At 52.9% G+C, this 18,413-nt stretch carries 15 protein-coding genes and 1 pseudogene; 7 read left to right on the top strand and 9 right to left on the bottom strand.

The window, feature by feature from the left end:
* Nucleotides 1-50: 50 nt before the first annotated feature.
* The 3 genes from pgmB to Q9I99_RS03650 form a co-directional block, all read right to left on the bottom strand.
* The gene (pgmB, locus tag Q9I99_RS03660) at nucleotides 51-716 is read right to left on the bottom strand and encodes a beta-phosphoglucomutase (protein ID WP_301666873.1); all 666 of its coding nucleotides are present in this window, start codon (nucleotides 714-716) and stop codon (nucleotides 51-53) included.
* A gap of 12 nt (nucleotides 717-728) precedes the next feature.
* Nucleotides 729-2,987 (bottom strand): glycoside hydrolase family 65 protein, encoded by a 2,259-nt coding sequence (locus Q9I99_RS03655; RefSeq protein ID WP_301666874.1) that lies wholly within the window; start codon nucleotides 2,985-2,987, stop codon nucleotides 729-731.
* 76 nt (nucleotides 2,988-3,063) lie between these two features.
* Entirely contained in the window at nucleotides 3,064-4,416 is a 1,353-nt protein-coding gene (locus Q9I99_RS03650; protein ID WP_301666875.1) for an SLC45 family MFS transporter, read from the bottom strand.
* A 235-nt stretch (nucleotides 4,417-4,651) separates the two neighbouring features.
* On the opposite strand from Q9I99_RS03650, the gene ettA reads away from it, so the two are divergent.
* Nucleotides 4,652-6,328: an energy-dependent translational throttle protein EttA gene (gene ettA, locus Q9I99_RS03645; RefSeq protein WP_301666876.1), complete on the top strand. Its 1,677-nt coding sequence runs from the start codon at nucleotides 4,652-4,654 to the stop codon at nucleotides 6,326-6,328.
* A gap of 59 nt (nucleotides 6,329-6,387) precedes the next feature.
* Here ettA and Q9I99_RS03640 read toward each other — a convergent pair whose 3' ends face one another.
* From Q9I99_RS03640 to Q9I99_RS03630, 3 genes are all read right to left on the bottom strand, one after another.
* The gene (locus Q9I99_RS03640) at nucleotides 6,388-6,873 is read right to left on the bottom strand and encodes a phosphatidylglycerophosphatase A family protein (protein WP_301666877.1); all 486 of its coding nucleotides are present in this window, start codon (nucleotides 6,871-6,873) and stop codon (nucleotides 6,388-6,390) included.
* Nucleotides 6,866-7,822: a thiamine-phosphate kinase gene (gene thiL / locus Q9I99_RS03635; RefSeq protein WP_301666878.1), complete on the bottom strand. Its 957-nt coding sequence runs from the start codon at nucleotides 7,820-7,822 to the stop codon at nucleotides 6,866-6,868. Before thiL ends, Q9I99_RS03640 begins: the two co-directional genes overlap by 8 nt.
* 362 nt (nucleotides 7,823-8,184) lie before the next feature.
* Nucleotides 8,185-8,880, bottom strand: coding sequence for an OmpA family protein (locus Q9I99_RS03630; protein ID WP_025458266.1), 696 nt, complete (start codon nucleotides 8,878-8,880; stop codon nucleotides 8,185-8,187).
* Between the two features lie 363 nt (nucleotides 8,881-9,243).
* On the opposite strand from Q9I99_RS03630, the gene Q9I99_RS03625 reads away from it, so the two are divergent.
* Nucleotides 9,244-10,194, top strand: coding sequence for a CysB family HTH-type transcriptional regulator (locus Q9I99_RS03625; protein ID WP_301666879.1), 951 nt, complete (start codon nucleotides 9,244-9,246; stop codon nucleotides 10,192-10,194).
* 112 nt (nucleotides 10,195-10,306) lie between these two features.
* Here the strand turns inward: Q9I99_RS03625 and fnr are convergent, their stop codons facing one another.
* Nucleotides 10,307-11,041, bottom strand: a complete 735-nt coding sequence (gene fnr / locus Q9I99_RS03620; RefSeq protein WP_301666880.1) for a fumarate/nitrate reduction transcriptional regulator Fnr — start codon at nucleotides 11,039-11,041, stop codon at nucleotides 10,307-10,309.
* 134 nt (nucleotides 11,042-11,175) lie between these two features.
* Here fnr and hemN point away from each other — a divergent pair, with 134 nt between their 5' ends.
* A complete protein-coding gene (gene hemN / locus Q9I99_RS03615) occupies nucleotides 11,176-12,597 on the top strand; it encodes an oxygen-independent coproporphyrinogen III oxidase (protein ID WP_301666881.1) in 1,422 nt (473 codons plus the stop codon).
* 111 nt (nucleotides 12,598-12,708) lie between these two features.
* Here the strand turns inward: hemN and Q9I99_RS03610 are convergent.
* A pseudogene (locus Q9I99_RS03610) lies at nucleotides 12,709-12,834 on the bottom strand (IS5/IS1182 family transposase); the annotation flags it as partial.
* A gap of 117 nt (nucleotides 12,835-12,951) precedes the next feature.
* The gene (locus Q9I99_RS03605) at nucleotides 12,952-14,526 is read right to left on the bottom strand and encodes an inorganic phosphate transporter (RefSeq protein ID WP_301666882.1); all 1,575 of its coding nucleotides are present in this window, start codon (nucleotides 14,524-14,526) and stop codon (nucleotides 12,952-12,954) included.
* A 152-nt stretch (nucleotides 14,527-14,678) separates the two neighbouring features.
* On the opposite strand from Q9I99_RS03605, the gene Q9I99_RS03600 reads away from it, so the two are divergent.
* From Q9I99_RS03600 to Q9I99_RS03585, 4 genes are all read left to right on the top strand, one after another.
* Nucleotides 14,679-15,779: an anhydro-N-acetylmuramic acid kinase gene (locus Q9I99_RS03600; RefSeq protein ID WP_301666994.1), complete on the top strand. Its 1,101-nt coding sequence runs from the start codon at nucleotides 14,679-14,681 to the stop codon at nucleotides 15,777-15,779.
* Between the two features lie 118 nt (nucleotides 15,780-15,897).
* Nucleotides 15,898-16,839: an adhesin MafA gene (mafA, locus tag Q9I99_RS03595; RefSeq protein ID WP_301666883.1), complete on the top strand. Its 942-nt coding sequence runs from the start codon at nucleotides 15,898-15,900 to the stop codon at nucleotides 16,837-16,839.
* A gap of 3 nt (nucleotides 16,840-16,842) precedes the next feature.
* A complete protein-coding gene (locus Q9I99_RS03590; protein ID WP_373325188.1) occupies nucleotides 16,843-18,117 on the top strand; it encodes a MafB family polymorphic toxin in 1,275 nt (424 codons plus the stop codon).
* Entirely contained in the window at nucleotides 18,105-18,335 is a 231-nt protein-coding gene (locus Q9I99_RS03585) for a hypothetical protein (protein ID WP_002259487.1), read from the top strand. The genes Q9I99_RS03590 and Q9I99_RS03585 overlap by 13 nt, the downstream gene beginning before the upstream one ends.
* Nucleotides 18,336-18,413: the final 78 nt, after the last annotated feature.

Below are 18,413 nucleotides of genomic sequence, written 5' to 3'. Positions count from 1 at the left end.
AAAGGCCGTCTGAAATATTTTTCAGACGGCCTTTTTACTTCCTTAATATTTTATCTGCCTGACTGTTTCCACACGCTTTGCAGATAGGCGTAGGTCAGCTCGGCGGTATCGGACACCAGCGCGATGTCGCTGCCTAAGTCTTCGGCTTTGCCCACGCCAATGGGCAAGGCGCCGGCGGCTTTGATGGCGGCTACGCCGGCGGCGGCGTCTTCAATGCCGATGCATTGGCGGATGTCCGCGCCCACGCCCTCGGCGGCGGCGAGGAAGATGTCGGGGGCGGGTTTGGAATGCGCGACGGCGGCAGGGTCGGCGACGGCGTCGAAGAAGTGGGTCAGCCCCATGCGTTTCAGCAGGAACGGGCCGTTTTTACTGGCGGACGCGAGGGCGATTTTTTTGCCGTTTGCCCTCAATGCCTCCAGCAGCGGCAAAATGCCGGGGTACACGTCTTCGGGTTTGACTGCCTGAATCATTTCGACGTAGTTGTCGTTTTTGCGGCTGGTCAGTTCGGCGAACTCGGCTTCGCTGACGGTTTTGCCGCCGTGTGCGAGGATGCGTTTGAGCGAATCGTCGCGCGACACGCCTTTGAGCTGCTCGTTAAACTTGCGGTCGATGCTGATGCCCAGTTCTTCGGCGAGCTTTTTCCATGCGCGGTAGTGGTATTCGGCGGTGTCGGTGATGACGCCGTCGAGGTCAAATAGGACTGCGGTAAAAGTCATTTTGCGCCCTCCTTATTTTTCCAACGCGACGGTGTGGCTGCCGTTGAGCGTGATGTCTTTGCCGTACACCTGCAAATCGAGCGGTTCGCCTTTGAGTAGGGTGAAGACGACGTTTTCTTTGCCGACGGCGACTTTAATCAGACGGCCGCGGTAGTTGATGTGGAAGGCATAGCCTGTCCACGCACTCGGCAGGAACGGTGCGAAGCTGAGTTTGCCGCCCCAAGTTTTCATTTGGGCGAAACCTTGGACGATGGCGAGCCACGAGCCGGTCATGGAAGTGATGTGCAGGCCGTCTTCGGTATCGTTGTTGTAGTTGTCCAAGTCCAGGCGGGCGGTGCGCTGGTACATTTCCACGGCTTTTTCTTCTTTGCCCAGTTCGGCGGCAAGGATGGCGTGGATACACGGCGACAACGAGCTTTCGTGCACGGTCATCGGTTCGTAGAAGTCGAAGTTGCGGCGTTTTTCGTCCATGTTGAAACGGTCGCCGAAGAAATAGATGCCTTGCAATACGTCCGCCTGTTTGATGAAAGGCGAACGCAGGATTTTGTCCCACGACCATTTCTGGTTGAGCGGCAAATCGTCGGACGAAAGCGCGGACACGGGGCGGATGTCTTTGTCGAGGAAGCCGTCGTGCTGTACGAATACGCCGAGTTCTTCGTCATGCGGACGGTACATATTCGCGCTGATGTCCGCCCATTTTTCCAACTCGGCGGCACTCACGTTCAAATCGGGGCGCGGATATTTCGCCAAGGCTTCACGGGTGTAGTCCAATACCCATGCGGCGAGGGTGTTGGTGTACCAGTTGTTGTTGATGTTGTTTTCGTATTCGTTCGGGCCGGTTACGCCGTGAATCATGTATTTGCCGTTGCGTTTGGAGAAATGGACGCGGTCCGCCCAGAAGCGGGATACTTCGACCAAAACTTCCAAGCCTTCTTTGGCAAGATAGCTTTCATCGCCGGTGTAGTTGGTGTAGTTGTAGATGGCGTAAGGAATCGCGCCGTTGCGGTGGATTTCTTCGAAGGTGATTTCCCATTCGTTATGGCACTCGATACCCGTAAACGTTACCATCGGATAGAGCGCGCCCGCCAAACCCTGTTCGCGCGCGTTGTGTTGCGCCTGCGGCAGTTGGTTGCGGCGGTATTGCAGCAGGTTGCGGGTAACTTCGGGTTCCGCCAGTGCGAGGTAGAGCGGCACGGCGTAGGCTTCGGTGTCCCAATAGGTCGCGCCGCCGTATTTTTCGCCGGTAAAGCCTTTCGGGCCTATGTTCAGGCGCGCGTCTTCGCCGTAGTAGGTGGAGAACAGTTGGAACAGGTTGAAGCGGATGCCCTGCTGCGCTTCGTCGCTGCCTTCGATAACCACGTCGGCGATTTCCCAACGGTGCAGCCAGCCTGCTTTGTGTGCGTCCAGCAAGGTTTCAAACTCAACGCCTGCAATTTTTTCCGACAAGGCGCGGCCTGCGGCTTTCACTGCTTCCAAGCCCTGATAATCGCGGCTGGTGGTAACAATTACGCGTTTTTCAAAGGTTTCAGGCGTGCCGCCGACTTCGGCTTCGAAAGAATTGGAGACCTGCCGGTCGGTTTGGCTGCCGCCGAGGGCTTTGAAGCTACCGGAGAAGGTTTGCTCGGCGTTGACGATGAATTGTTCCACGCCGAAAGGATTGGCGACGGTTTGGGTGGCAATGTATGAGAGGCCGTCTGAAACGCCTTTGTCCAATACCTGCCAGAATTTTTCTTCGTAGTTGGAGTCTTCGTTTTTCACGTCGGCGTCGATGATGGAATCGATGCGGACTTGGTGGGTTTTACCGTCAACGGATACGGCTTCCCAGCGGATGACCGCCAGCTCTTTTTGCGCGACGGACAGGAATTTGCACACATCGAAACGCACGCCGAATACGGTGAACGAGCGGCGCAACACGCCGTGCTGCATATCGAGTTCGACGGAGAAGCCGGCAACGCCGTTTTTCGCCAAGTCCACTTCCTGCCCGTCGACAAAGATTTTGACTTTGCTGAAATTGAGCGCGTTGATGGCTTTGCCGAAATATTTGGGATAGCCGTTTTTCCACCAGCCGACGCGGGTTTTGTCGGGGAACCACACGCCGGCGATGTAGGTGCCCAAGTGGCTGTCGGCGGAGTAGGTTTCCTCAAAGCTGCCGCGCATACCCATATAGCCGTTGCCCAAGCTGGTCAGGCTTTCTTGCAACCGTTTGTGCTCTTTTTCCAGTTTTGTCGAACGCAGTGTCCAAGGGCTGACTTCCATGATTCTCGTGTACATTTATGAAGCTCCTGTTATTAAAATTGTCAGATCGGCAAAGGTTTCAGACGGCCTTTGCCGATGGTGTTGAAACGGATTATTCGCCGTGGGTCTCTTTAATCAGGCATACTGAAAAAGCCCCCATCAGCAAGACTGCGCCGGCAACCAAGAACATGGTTGCCTGATGGCTGCCCAGCATAGGGAAGAGGACGAAACTCAGCAGCGAAGCGACGATTTGAGGCATACAGATAGAGCCGTTGAACAGGCCCAAATAAGTACCCATGTGTTTGCCTGAGAGGGCATTGGTCACAATTGTCAGAGGATAGGTAATGATACCGGCCCACGCAATACCGATTAAGGTATAAGACAACACCAGCGCGTATTGATTGCTGATGAAGAAAACGGAGAAGAAACCGAGCGCACCCAAAGCCAAGCAACCAAAATAACCGGCTTTATGGTATTTATTCGGTACTTTTGCCAGAATAAACGAGCAGATAACGGCGGCAATGGATTGTACTGCCGCCAAAACGCCGTACCAGTTGCCTGCTTCTTGGTAGCCTACGGAAGAGGCATCAGTTGTCTGCCAAACGTTTTCCGCAATCGCGCCTGCCGAGTAAGTCCACATATATTGGAAGGCAAACCAGCAGAAGAATTGTACCCAAGTAACCGTCCAAAACGCTTTAGGCGCGGTTTTCAAAAGTTCGAACCAGTTGGCTTTTTCCTGATTCGCAGCGACGTCGATGCCGTGATAGCGGGCGTAGGTTTCCGGGTCATATTCCTTCACTTTGAAAATAGTGAACGCACTGGTAATAATCAGCAATGCTGCGCCCACATAGAATGCTACAACCACGGTCTGCGGCACAACGCCTTTCTCGGCTGTGTTCGCCAAACCGATATACGCGAACACAAACGGCAGAATCGCCGCCACAACCGCGCCCGTATTCGCTAAGAAACTTTGAATCCCGTAGGCGTAGCTTTTCTGCTCCTCGTTGACCATGTCGCCGACCATCATCTTAAACGGCTGCATCGCCATATTGGAAGATACATCCAACAGCGCAATCATCAGCGCGCCAAACGACAAAGCCGCCAAAGAAGCGTAGCCAAAACCGAAGCTGCCCGAGTTCGGCATCAGAATCATCACGATAACCGCAATCAGCGTGCCGTAAAGCAGATACGGCAGGCGGCGGCCGCCCAAGCGCGGCTTCCAAGTGCGGTCGGAGTAATAACCGACAATCGGCTGAACCAGCATACCGGCCAGCGGCGGCAGGATGAAAAACCAGCCCAAATTGTGCGGGTCAGCGCCTAGCGTTTGAAAAATGCGGCTCATCTGCGAGCTTTGCAGGGTAAAGGCCGTCTGAACGCCGAGATAGCCGAAGCTCAACATCCAAATCGTGCTTTTTGCCAGCGCGGGCAAACCTTGTTTTGCTGTTTGAGGCGTATATTCCGACATAAGGTAAATCCTTTTTTTGATTTGAAAAGTATTTGCTTTGGAAAATCCGAAATGGTTGCCGGTGCGGCAACCCTCTATCATTATTATTTTTTTTGTTTGTCTAATTTCAAAGAGATAGGCGGATTTTATGAATCCTGCCCGATTTTGGCAATATCGGTTCGCGGATAAACTGGCTTAAATCAAATTATCGGTTAAAATGGCCGTCTGAAATTTGTTTGACCGAATCGAGAAAACCATGTCCCAACAATACGTCTATTCTATGCTGCGCGTGAGCAAGGTTGTGCTGCCGCAGAAAACCATTATTAAAGACATTTCCCTTTCTTTCTTCCCCGGCGCGAAAATCGGCCTGCTCGGTTTGAACGGCGCGGGCAAGTCCACTGTGCTGCGGATTATGGCGGGCGTGGATAAGGAATTTGAGGGCGAAGCCGTGCCGATGGGCGGCATCAAAATCGGCTATCTGCCGCAAGAGCCGGAGCTTGATCCTAAGAAAACCGTGCGTGAGGAAGTGGAAAGCGGTTTGGGCGAAGTGGCTGCTGCACAAAAACGCTTGGAAGAGGTGTATGCCGAGTACGCCAATCCTGATGCGGATTTTGACGCGCTGGCGGAAGAACAGGGCCGTTTGGAAGCGATTATTGCGGCGGGTTCGTCCACGGGCGGCGGTGCGGAACACGAATTGGAAATCGCCGCCGATGCGCTGCGACTGCCTGATTGGGATGCCAAAATCGGCAATCTGTCCGGCGGTGAAAAACGCCGTGTGGCTTTGTGCAAACTCTTGCTGAGCAAGCCGGACATGCTGCTGCTGGACGAGCCGACCAACCACTTGGATGCGGAATCGGTCGAGTGGCTGGAGCAATTCTTGGTACGCTTCCCCGGTACAGTCGTTGCGGTAACGCACGACCGCTACTTCCTCGACAACGCCGCCGAATGGATTTTGGAACTCGACCGCGGACACGGTATCCCATGGAAAGGCAATTACTCGTCTTGGCTGGAGCAGAAAGAAAAACGTTTGGAAAACGAGGCGAAATCCGAAGCCGCGCGCGTGAAAGCGATGAAGCAGGAATTGGAATGGGTGCGCCAAAATGCCAAAGGCCGCCAAGCCAAGTCTAAAGCGCGTTTGGCGCGTTTTGAAGAAATGAGCAACTACGAATACCAAAAACGCAATGAAACGCAGGAAATCTTTATCCCTGTTGCCGAGCGTTTGGGTAACGAAGTGATTGAATTTGTAAATGTTTCCAAATCGTTCGGCGATAAAGTGCTGATTGACGGTTTGAGCTTCAAAGTGCCTGCGGGCGCGATTGTCGGCATCATCGGCCCGAACGGTGCGGGTAAATCTACGCTGTTTAAAATGATTGCGGGCAAAGAGCAACCCGATTCGGGCGAAGTGAAAATCGGGCAAACCGTGAAAATGAGCCTGATTGACCAAAGCCGCGAAGGTTTGCAAAACGACAAAACCGTGTTCGACAACATCGCCGAAGGCCGCGACATTTTGCAGGTCGGACAGTTTGAAATCCCTGCCCGCCAATATTTGGGACGCTTCAACTTCAAAGGCAGCGACCAAAGCAAAATTGCAGGTCAATTGTCGGGCGGTGAACGTGGCCGTCTGCACTTGGCAAAAACCTTGTTGAGCGGCGGCAATGTGTTGCTGCTGGACGAACCGTCTAACGACCTTGATGTAGAAACCCTGCGCGCGCTGGAAGACGCGTTGCTGGAATTTGCCGGCAGCGTGATGGTGATTTCGCACGACCGTTGGTTCCTCGACCGTATCGCTACGCATATCTTGGCTTGTGAAGGCAACTCTAAATGGGTGTTCTTTGACGGCAACTATCAGGAGTATGAAGCCGATAAGAAACGCCGACTCGGCGAAGAAGGCGCGAAACCGAAACGGATTAAATATAAACCGGTAACGCGTTAACCTCCGAAACAATGCCGTCTGAAAGGCTTTCAGACGGCATTGTTACAAGGCAGCACCGTTTAAAACAGCATTGCAATCCTCAAAACAATCAAGGTCATCACCGCAGCCGCCATATCGTCCGCCATAATGCCCAAACCGCCGTGCAGATTCTTGTCAAACCAACCGACGGGAGGCGGTTTGAGCGCGTCAAACAGGCGGAATAGGACAAACGCTGCCAACCACCACGTCCACTTGAACGGAACGAAAGCCAGTACAAACATCATGGCGACGATTTCATCCCACACAATGCCGCCGTGGTCGGATACACCGCTTTCCTTTTCCGCACACGCGCAAATGCGTATGCCCCACATAAACAGCACGATACACAAAAAAGCCAGCAGCCATCCGTCCACACCCGCCAATACCAGCACAAATGCCAAAGGCAATGCCGCCAAAGTTCCAAATGTGCCCGGCGCAAACGGAGCCAGCCCGCTGCCGAAACCGAAAGCCAAAAAACACAACGGCCGTTTCAACAGCCACGCAAAGTCAGGTTTAAAATCAGCCAAAATGATCGAATCCTAAAGAATGTAGTTCCAATTCCCTGCCGTCGGCATCTAAAACCTTCAGACGGCATCCTCCATTGATTTTGCCGATGCGCGTTACCGGCACGCCGCACCGTTCCCCCGCATCAAGCACGCGGCTGCGGCAACTTTCCGGCGCGGTAAATACCAGTTCGTAATCATCGCCGCCGGCCAAAGTATAAGACAGCCATTGAGCTCGGGGTAAAATATCTTTCAATACGGATAAAGACGGCAGCGAATCGGCCCAAATTTCCGCACCCTTGCCAGAAGCGGTCAGGATATGCCCCAAATCTTGCGCGAGGCCGTCTGAAACATCCTGCGCCGCCCGGGCAAACGGCAACAGCGCAAGCCCCAGCCCAACCCTTGGCTCGGGGCGGAGCAGCTTTTGTTCGCACACGGCAAATACATCGTCAGGCAAAACACACTGTTTCAGACGGCAGTTCAAAGCCGCCGCCGCCATCCCTATATGCCCCGACACCCAAATATCGTCGCCCGCAACCGCCGCATCACGCCGCAATGCCCTACCCTTCGGCAATTCACCGATAATGGTTACATTGAACGCCATATCGCCCTTAGTCGTATCCCCGCCGATTAAGGTGATGCCAAACTTTTTTGCCAAACCGAAAAAGCTGCCGCAAAACCGTTCCAGCCATACTTCATCCAATTCGGGCAACGCCGCACTTAACAACACCCAACGCGGTATCGCGCCCATCGCCGCCATATCTGAAATATTGACGGCCAAAACCTTCCAAGCCAAGTCTTCAGGTTTGACATCTGCAAAAAAATGCCTGTCCCTCAGCAGCATATCCGCACTGAAACACAAATCGAAGCCTTCACGCGGGCGGACAATCGCCGCATCGTCGCCTATGCCCAATACGACATCCTTATCCGTGCCTGTTTGCAAATACCGTTTGATGAAGTCGAATTCTTTCATGTCGCAAAATGTCCGAACGCACCGCCATGTTGATTTTTATTGATCTGCTGTATTTTACGCAGTACCGCACATAAAACGCAGCACCGCGTACAGCACTGATTTGATAGAGTTTGTTCCCTCACAAACAAATCCAAATTCTATCGCCTTCAAAACCGGAGTTTCAAGCACCAGGAAGATTTTGATGAAGCATAAACCCTACCCCATATTCTGACAATAACCGTTTCCGCAAGCATCCTAAAAACAAACCCCGCAAAAGCGGGGTTTGTTTTGTTTCATCAGAACCGATTAAAGTTTGATACGTACCTCTTCTCTTATACAGAAGAGGAATCCAACCCTACCCATCGGCAAGATGCTTTTAAAGCTTATTGTTGGGTGTGAACATGAGCCGGAGCAACCTGACGGGTTACGATGCTGCGGATTTTTACGTCAACACGGCGGTCAGGTTCGATACATGCAATCAGAGCCTCACGTTTCTTGGCTTTAGAGGCTTTTGCACCCAGTTTGGCAACTTCAGCTTCACAAACTTGAGTCATTTGCGCTTGAGATTCGCCCAAGCCGACAGCAGAAGTTTTAGAGGCAGGCACACCGTTGCTGACCAGGTAATTTGCCACTACGTTGGCGCGACGCTCGGACAGGGCCTGGTTGTATTTTTCAGAACCCATGAAGTCGGTATGACCTTCAACACGTACGGATTGTACGTTGGTTTGACCCAGGCGTTGAGCCAATACTTTCAGGTTGTCTTGGGCTTCGGCACGCAGTACGTCTTTGTCGAAACCGAACAGGGTTTTGGCAGACAGAGAAACGGTTTCGTCAACATATTGCGGAGCCTGCTCTACAACAGCAACAGGAGCCGGTTCAACTGCATCGCCACACTCTACGCGGCCTTGGGTTGCTTTGTCGAAGTAGGTGTTTTTCCAGCATTCGCCGTAGTTGTTGCGTACGACTTCTTGTGATTGGCCGCTCACGGTATAACCGTGGATATGGGCTTCGCTCGCCATAGCAGTGCCGGAAGCGAGCAATGCAACGAATAATGCGCTTAATTTCAGCTGTTTGGTCATTTTATTCCCTCATTAAATTTGTACAGCAGATACAGGAGCAACTGCTGAATTGCCAACATACAGGCCGCTGTAGAAACATGGCGGCAAATCGGATATTTCAGTCTCCACTATAAAGAAGCAGGGGGCGGACTGTCAATACTCAACGCCTGAAAACAACCGTAAAACAGCCTGTTTCCTGATAGTCTATCATGCCGAAAAATCAATTCCGTGTCATTACTTTAGGGGGATTTTTTCCATATCGCACGATTGCCGTTGCACAAAAACAACAAACACAACGGCAAAGCCCCATACCGTACCGGCAAGAAAATATGATAAATTATAAACAATGTTCAGCCACCCGACACAGATCCACACCGACCCGCCATGAAATTACAACAATTGAAATATGCCTTAGAAGTTTACCGGCACAACCTGAATGTTTCCGAAGCGGCCGAAGCCTTATTCACATCACAACCCGGCATCTCCAAACAAATCAAATTGCTGGAAGAAGAAATCGGCATTCAGATTTTTATCCGCAGCGGCAAGCGCGTGGTTTCGGTCTCGCAGCCGGGCAAGGTGGTTTTGGATATTGCGGAACGTATTTTGCGCGATGTTCAGAACATTAAAAATATCGGCAGCGAGTTTACCGGACAGGACAGCGGTTCGCTGACGGTAGCCACAACACATACTCAGGCACGCTATGCCCTGCCCTTGATTGTTGCCGATTTTGTGAAACGCTATCCGAAAGTCAATCTGACCATCAAACAGGGAAGCCCTGCCGCCATCGCACGTATGGTTACCTCCGGCGAGGCGGATTTGGCGATTGTTACGGAACGGATAGACGACCACCCCGAATTGGGAAGACTTTCCTGCTACGACTGGACACACGCGGTGATTGTGCCGAACGACCATCCGCTGCTTGAATGCAGGAATCCCCTCCGCATTGAAGATTTGGCGAGATTTCCGCTGATTACTTATGAATTTGCATTCAATGCGGGCAGCAGCATCGCGCGGGCATTCGCCAAAGCCCGTTTGGAACGGCCGGATGTCGCATTGGCGGCGGCGGATACGGATGTATTGAAGACTTATGTGCGCTTGGGTTTGGGCGTGGGACTGATGGCGAAAATGGCGTACAACCCGGATACGGATGACGATTTGCAACTTGTGGATGCCGCACATTTGTTTGAACCTTCTCCAACATGGATTGCCTTACGCAACGATACTTATTTGCGCGGATATGCGTATGACTTTATCCAATCGTTTGCAACGCACCTGACCCGTGAAAAGGTGGACAGGATTCTGTACACGCCCATCAGCGAGGATTTTTCGATTTAGGCGGTTGCCGGTTTTCAGACGGCATTTTGCGGCAGATAAAACAAACAGGGCAGATGTTTTCTTCCGCCCTGTGTTTATTGAGAATGCCGTCTGAAATGTTCGTACAGGTTAATCAAATGGCGTGCGAGCAGCCGGACACCATCTTCTTCAACACTTGCAGATTGAGGATTTTGATGTGCTTGTGTTCGACGGAAATCAACCCTTCCTGATGGAATTTAGATAATGTGCGGCTGACGGTTTCAAGTTTCAGCCCGAGATAACTGCCGATTTCTTCACGAGACATGCGCAGGATGAAATCGTTGGCAGCAAAACCGCGGGAATAAAGGCGTTGGGAGAGGTTTAACAGAAAGGCGGCAATCCTCTCTTCTGCACGCATATTGCCCAAAAGCAACATCACGCCCTGATCGCGCACAATTTCGCGGCTCATCATGCGGAAAAAGTGGGTACGCAGGCTGGGAATGTTCTGCCCCAGCTCTTCGATGTGGGTAAACGGCAGCTCGCATACCTCGCTGTCTTCCAAGGCGACCGCATCGCAACTGTGCACATGGGAACAGATGCCGTCCATACCGATGAGTTCGCCCGACATAAAGAAACCCGTTACCTGATCGCGGCCATCCTGACTGGCGACGGTTGTTTTGAAGAAGCCCGAACGGATGGCAAAGAGCGAAGTAAAGGCTTCGCCGGCACGGAAAAGGTATTCGCCTTTTTTCAGGCGGCGGCTTTGGCGGATGACGGCATCGAGTTGGCTGAACTCGTTGGGCAGCAATCCGACAGGCAGGCAGAGTTCCCGCAAAGAACAGGAAGAACACAAGGTTTTTATCTGATGTGTAGTATTATGCGAAGCCATACCGTACCTTTTCGTGTGTTTTGCCCCATCCCGATTATGTGCTTGTTGACACATATCAAGACAGGTTTATCATACTGTGGCATTCTACCAAACTATCCAAAATTTGACTAACATCATAAAACCGCACACACACCATGAAAATTATTCAGATACAGAACAATCACAATGTAAACAATGACCGCCCCGAGTTTGACCGCGCGCTGATTGCCAGCCTGCCCGCCAGCGGCCCGCGCTATACTTCCTACCCTACCGCCGACCGTTTCCATGACGGTTTCCGAGAAGGCGAATATATCAAAGCTTTACATTTGCGCGGTATGGGCGCGTTAAACAAACCGCTTTCCCTTTACATTCACATTCCGTTCTGCAACACCATCTGCTACTACTGCGGCTGCAACAAAATCATCACCAAAGACAAAAGCCGCGCCGATGCCTACATCGAATATCTTGAAAAAGAAATGGAACTGCTCGCCCCGCATCTGAACGGACGGCACCAGCTTGCCCAACTGCACTTCGGCGGCGGCACGCCGACCTTTTTGAGCGACGAACAGATCGAACGCGTCTTCCGCATGATCCGCAAACATTTCGAACTGATACCGTCCGGCGAATACTCCATCGAAATCGACCCGCGCAAAGTCAGCCGCGACACTGTCCTCATGCTCGGCAGGCTCGGCTTCAACCGCATGAGCGTCGGCATTCAGGATTTCGACCCCAAAGTGCAGGCGGCGGTCAACCGCATCCAAAGTTACGAAGAAACCAAAGAAGTCATCGATGCCGCCCGTGAAGCAGGGTTTAAATCCGTCAGCGTCGATTTGATTTACGGCCTGCCGCATCAGACTTCCGAAAGCATTAAAACCACCATCGATACCGTTTTGTCGCTTGATCCCGACCGCCTCGCCCTTTATCACTACGCCCACCTGCCGCACGTGTTCAAACCGCAACGCCGCATCGATACCGCCGCCGTCCCCGACAGCGAAGAGAAGCTCGATATGCTGCAATACTGCGTCCAAACCCTGACAGAGCGCGGCTACGTCTTCATCGGCATGGACCATTTCGCCAAACCTGACGACGAACTCTCCATCGCCCTCAAAGAAGGCTTCCTCCAGCGCAACTTCCAAGGCTATTCGACCTACGCGGATTGCGATTTGGTCGCCATCGGCGTGTCGTCCATCGGCAAAATCGGCAGCACCTATTCCCAAAACGAACGCGACATCGATGCCTACTATGCCGCCATCGACGAAGGCAGACTGCCCATCATGCGCGGTTATCAGCTCAATCAGGACGACATCCTGCGCCGCAATATCATTCAGGATTTGATGTGCCGCTTCGCGCTCGACTACCGGATTTACGAAAGTATGTTCGGCATCCCGTTCGACCGCTATTTCAAAGACGAACTGGCGGATTTGGAAAAACTCGCCGGTTTGGGATTGGTGCGCCTGAACAGCCACGGGCTGACCGTTACACCGAAAGGACGCTTCCTCATCCGCAACATCGCCATGGTCTTCGATTACCACCTGCGCCACAAGGAAACCAAGGCGAAATATTCGCAAACGGTGTGATTGCGGCTAACGTACAAATGCCGTCTGAAAGGCTTTTTCAGACGGCATTTTGCTGCCGGCAGGATAAGTGTTTTCAAGGACAGGCGGCGGCATATCATAACGTTCCGCACCTCTGTGTCCGACCGTTCCGAAACCAAGATATAGCGGATTAAATTTAAACCAGTACGGCGTTGCCTCGCCTTGCCGTACTATTTGTACTGTCTGCGGCTTCGTCGCCTTGTCCTGATTTTTGTTAATCCGCTATACCAAACGGCATATCCCGACAGAACAGATTGTGCATAAGGCACAAGCCCGCACATTCCATCAACGAAATGCCGTCTGAACACGGGTTCAGACGGCGTCAGTATTTTACAATCAGAACACTGCCTGCAAAATCAAATAGCTGGCAACCGACAATACGGCGGCGGCAGGCAGGGTAATGACCCAAGCCAGACCGATGGGCTTCATCAGTTTCCAGTTGGCATTGCGGTTGACCAGACCGATACCGAGTACCGCGCCGACCAAGATGTGCGTACTGGACACGGGCAGCCCCATCAGCGACGCGCCCATCACGACGGATGCGGCGGACAGTTCGGCGGTAAAACCCGAAGCAGGATGCATTTCCGCCAAACTCGTACCGACGGTTTTAATTACCTCTTTACCGACAAACCACAAACCGACAATCAGTGCGATACCGAAGGTCAGCATGGCAATCGGTGGAACAGCATTTTGCGCGGCAACGCTGTTCGTCCGCAAAACATCCATAATCGCGGCAAACGGACCGATGGCGTTGGCAATATCGTTCGCCCCGTGGCTGAATGCGAAACCGCATGCGGTAAAGACCTGCATCCATGAAAACATCTGAAAGGTCGATTTGCCCAAGTCTTTACGCTTGAGGCTTTTGGCAAACACAAACGTCCCCATCCACACCGCCGCACCTATCATAAAAATGGTCAGGAAGCTGTTGACATTGCTCATCCCCAAATGTAGGTTTTTCAAGCCCTTAAAAATCAACATAGCGGAAATCATCATCGCGCCGAACGAAGCGATAAAGGGAACCCAAGAGTGCAACGCCTTGTAAGAATCGACATTGTCTTTGCGGTTGTCGAATACATACAGCCCGCGATAATACTCGGATTGCAGCTCTTGCGGATCGAATTCGGGCTCGTCGTAAATTTGCGCGTCGTGCGCCATTTTGGTGGCGTATTCGACTTTTTCGGCTTCGGTCAAACCCTCGAAAAACAGGCGGTGCTGTTCTTTATACGCCTTTTTTTCCTGCTTGATGCCCTTGAGCGTGCCTTCCGCCCAAGCATTGTAATCTAAGACGTTTTTCTTGACGCGCGAAAACAGGAAATAGGACACCGCGCCGCCCAACACGGGCGACAATACCCAAGACATCCCGATTTCGCCCAGCTTGCCCCACCGTATCAACGCCACCCCGTCCGCATTATGCGTAAACGCCATACACAACGCACTGCCGACGATGCCGCCGATAATCGCGTGCGTCGTCGAAACCGGCAGGCCTTTACGGGACGCGAACAGCAGCCACAACGCTGCTGCCAAAAGTGCGGACATCATAATAAACACAAACTGTATGGGTTCGAGGTCCATACCGTTCAGATTGACGATGCCTTTGCGTATGGTATCGGTTACCTCGCCGCCCGCGATGACCGCGCCGCTGACTTCAAACACCGCCGCAATCAGCAAAGCCTGCGGAATAGTCAGCGTGCCGGAACCGACGCTGGTACCGAAAGAATTGGCAATATCGTTGCCGCCGACGTTGAACGCCATAAACACGCCGAACATCGTGGCGATGATGAAAAGCACGCTGTTATTGTAGTGGGTATAACCCAAACCCCAATAGATAAAATAGCCGACTATACCTACCAGCATGGCGGCAAAGACGGCGTTAATCAGTTTCAAGTTCGCACTCATTTGAGTTTGAGCCATGGAAGATTCCTTAGTGAACACAGAAGGGTTTTCGCGGATATTGTAACCTTTTGCAATCCTTCTTGAAACATTTATTTACACTGCGGCAGCAAATCGGTATACGAGCGTCAATACACGTTAAAATGGCGTTTTGCACCAGTTTGGGAGTGATGATGGAAACACAGCTTTACATCGGCATCATGTCGGGAACCAGCATGGACGGGGCGGATGCCGTACTGATACGTATGGACGGCGGCAAATGGCTGGGCGCGGAAGGGCACGCCTTTATACCCTACCCTGACCGGTTGCGCCGCAAATTGCTGGATTTGCAAGACACAGGCACGGACGAACTGCACCGCAGCAGGATTTTGTCGCAAGAACTCAGCCGCCTGTATGCGCAAACCGTCGCCGAACTGCTGTGCAGTCAAAACCTCGCACCGTGCGACATTACCGCCCTCGGCTGCCACGGGCAAACCGTCCGACACGCGCCGGAACACGGTTACAGCGTACAGCTTGCCGATTTGCCGCTGCTGGCGGAACTGACTCAGATTTTTACCGTCGGCGACTTCCGCAGCCGCGACCTTGCGGCCGGCGGACAAGGTGCGCCGCTCGTCCCCGCCTTTCACGAAGCCCTGTTCCGCGACGACAAAGAAACACGCGTGGTACTAAACATAGGCGGGATTGCCAACATCAGCATACTCCCCCCCGACGCACCCGCCTTCGGCTTCGACACGGGGCCCGGCAATATGCTGATGGACGCGTGGACGCAGGCACACTGGCAGCTGCCTTACGACAAAAACGGTGCAAAGGCGGCACAAGGCAACATATTGCCGCAACTGCTCGACAGGCTGCTCGCCCACCCGTATTTCGCACAACCCCACCCAAAAAGCACGGGGCGCGAACTGTTTGCCCTAAATTGGCTCGAAACCTACCTTGACGGCGGCGAAAACCGATACGACGTATTACGGACGCTTTCCCGATTCACCGCGCAAACCGTTTGCGACGCCGTCTCACACGCAGCAGCAGATGCCCGTCAAATGTACATTTGCGGCGGCGGCATCCGCAATCCTGTTTTAATGGCAGATTTGGCAGAATGTTTCGGTACACGCGTTTCCTTACACAGCACCGCCGACCTGAATCTCGATCCGCAATGGGTGGAAGCCGCCGCGTTCGCGTGGTTGGCGGCGTGTTGGATTAATCGCATTCCCGGTAGTCCGCACAAAGCAACCGGCGCATCCAAACCGTGTATTCTGGGCGCGGGATATTATTATTGAGCGCAAATGCCGTCTGAAAGCCCGTTCCGCCGTTCAGACGGCATTTTCGCCCCTTTTGTTTACAAAATCTTAAAATCCCCTTACACTCAAACCCGTTCAAAACAAAACAAACCCTGCCATGAAAATCCTGTTCCTCCTCATCCCCCTCGTCCTCACCGCCTGCGGCACACTGACCGGCATTCCCGCTCACGGCGGCGGCAAACGCTTTGCCGTCGAACAGGAACTCGTCGCCGCATCGTCCCGCGCCGCCGTCAAAGAAATGGACTTGTCCGCCCTGAAAGGACGCAAAGCCGCCCTTTACGTCTCCGTTATGGGCGACCAAGGTTCGGGCAACATAAGCGGCGGACGCTACTCTATCGACGCACTGATACGCGGCGGCTACCACAACAACCCCGAAAGTGCCACCCAATACAGCTACCCCGCCTACGACACTACCGCCACCACCAAATCCGACGCGCTCTCCAGCGTAACCACTTCCACATCGGTCTTAAACGCCCCCGCCGCCGCTCTGACGAAAAACAGCGGACGCAAAGGCGAACGCTCCGCCGGACTGTCCGTCAACGGCACGGGCGACTACCGCAACGAAACCCTGCTCGCCAATCCCCGCGACGTTTCCTTCCTGACCAACCTCATCCAAACCGTCTTCTATCTGCGCGGCATCGAAGTCGTACCGCCCGAATACGCCGACACCGACGTATTCGTAACCGTCGACGTATTCGGCACCGTCCGCAGCCGTACCGAACTACACCTCTACAACGCCGAAACCCTTAAAGCCCAAACCAAGCTCGAATATTTCGCCGTCGACCGCGACAGCCGGAAACTGCTGATTGCCCCTAAAACCGCCGCCTACGAATCCCAATACCAAGAACAATACACCCTCTGGATGGGACCTTACAGCGTCGGCAAAACCGTCAAAGCCTCAGACCGCCTGATGGTCGATTTCTCCGACATCACCCCCTACGGCGACACGACCGCCCAAAACCGTCCCGACTTCAAACAAAACAACGGCAAAAACCCCGATGTCGGCAACGAAGTCATCCGCCGCCGCAAAGGAGGATAAACCGTGAAACCGCTGCGAAGACTAACAAACCTACTTGCCGCCTGCGCCGTAGCGGCGGCTGCCTTCGGACAGCCCGCCCTCGCGGCGGACTTGGCGCAAGACCCGTTCATTACCGATAACACCCAACGGCAGCACTACGAACCCGGCGGCAAATACCACCTCTTCGGCGACCCGCGCGGCAGCGTTTCCGACCGCACCGGTCAAATCAACGTCATCCAAGACTATACCCACCAGATGGGCAACCTGCTCATCCAGCAGGCGGCAATCCAAGGCAATCTTGGTTACACCGTCCGCTTTTCCGGACACGGATACGAAGAACACGCCCCCTTCGACAACCACGCCGGCCACAGCGCAAGCAAAGAAAAAGGCAACGTTGACGAAGGCTTTACCGTGTACCGGCTCAACTGGGAAGGACACGAGCACCATCCCGCCGATGCCTACGACGGGCCCAAAGGCATCAATTACCCCAAACCTACGGGCGCACGAGACGAATACACCTATCACGTCAACGGCACAGCCCGCAGTATCAAACTCAATCCGACCGACACCCGCAGCATCCGGCAACGCATATCCGACAACTACAGCAACCTCGGCAGCAATTTCTCCGACCGCGCCGATGAAGCCAACAGAAAAATGTTCGAGCACAATGCCAAGCTCGACCGCTGGGGCAACAGCATGGAGTTTATCAACGGCGTCGCCGCCGGCGCGCTTAACCCCTTTATCAGCGCGGGCGAAGCCGTTGACCAGTGGATGCAGGAAAACCCCAATGCCGCCGAAACCGTCGAAGCCCTGGTCAACGTCCTGCCGTTTGCCAAAGTCAAAAACCTGACAAAGGCGGCAAAAGCAGCCAAAGCCGCGAAGTTGGCAAAGGCGGCAAAACCGGGGAAGGCGAAGGTCAGCGGGGATTTTGCCGTTGCCACACAAGCCAAATACAAGCAATATGGGGATGCGCATTCTGCCAATGCCCAATCGGCATTAGCTAAGAAATTGTCAGGTTTGGAAGGTGCTCAAAATAGTGCATCTAGGACAAAAACTTTACCTGATGGGAGAATCAGGTATTATGAAGCTGAGCGATTTGCTAGAACCGAGGGAAAAACGAGGGGTAATAGCTTTGTTACAGAATATAATCCTAAAACAGGCAGTACCCGACAATGGATGGAAAGTTATGATCATAGCGGGAACGTAACTATGGTTCATCCTAAATCAATTAACGGACAAAGTGTAACCTCTCAGCATTATCCACCAACAAAACAGGAATTAGATTCGTGGAAAAAATAACTCAACAATACGCATATTCTGAACTGCTCAGATTGTTCAATCAAAACGCTTCGGATGAAAAAATTGCGAATCTTGCTTTTGATTTTCTGTATGCTTGGTCAAAAGATAATTCTCCAGAATCGCGTAATATAATATATGATTTAGCACTTATCGGTGAACCGGGTATGGAACTGACCCGTAATGACATAAAAGAATTGATTGACAGTTTAGTTGAATAAGCATAGGTTGGGCTGAAAATCCCACAATCAAAAGGTTGTCTGAAACCGTTTTTGATTTTCAGGCGACCTTCCCCTCAT

It is taken from the genome of Neisseria basseii, assembly GCF_962707005.1.
In the GTDB taxonomy this organism is placed as follows: Bacteria; Pseudomonadota; Gammaproteobacteria; order Burkholderiales; family Neisseriaceae; genus Neisseria; species Neisseria bergeri.
The sequence above is the reverse complement of the archived record's forward strand: the minus strand, read 5'-3'. Positions and strand labels throughout refer to the sequence as shown.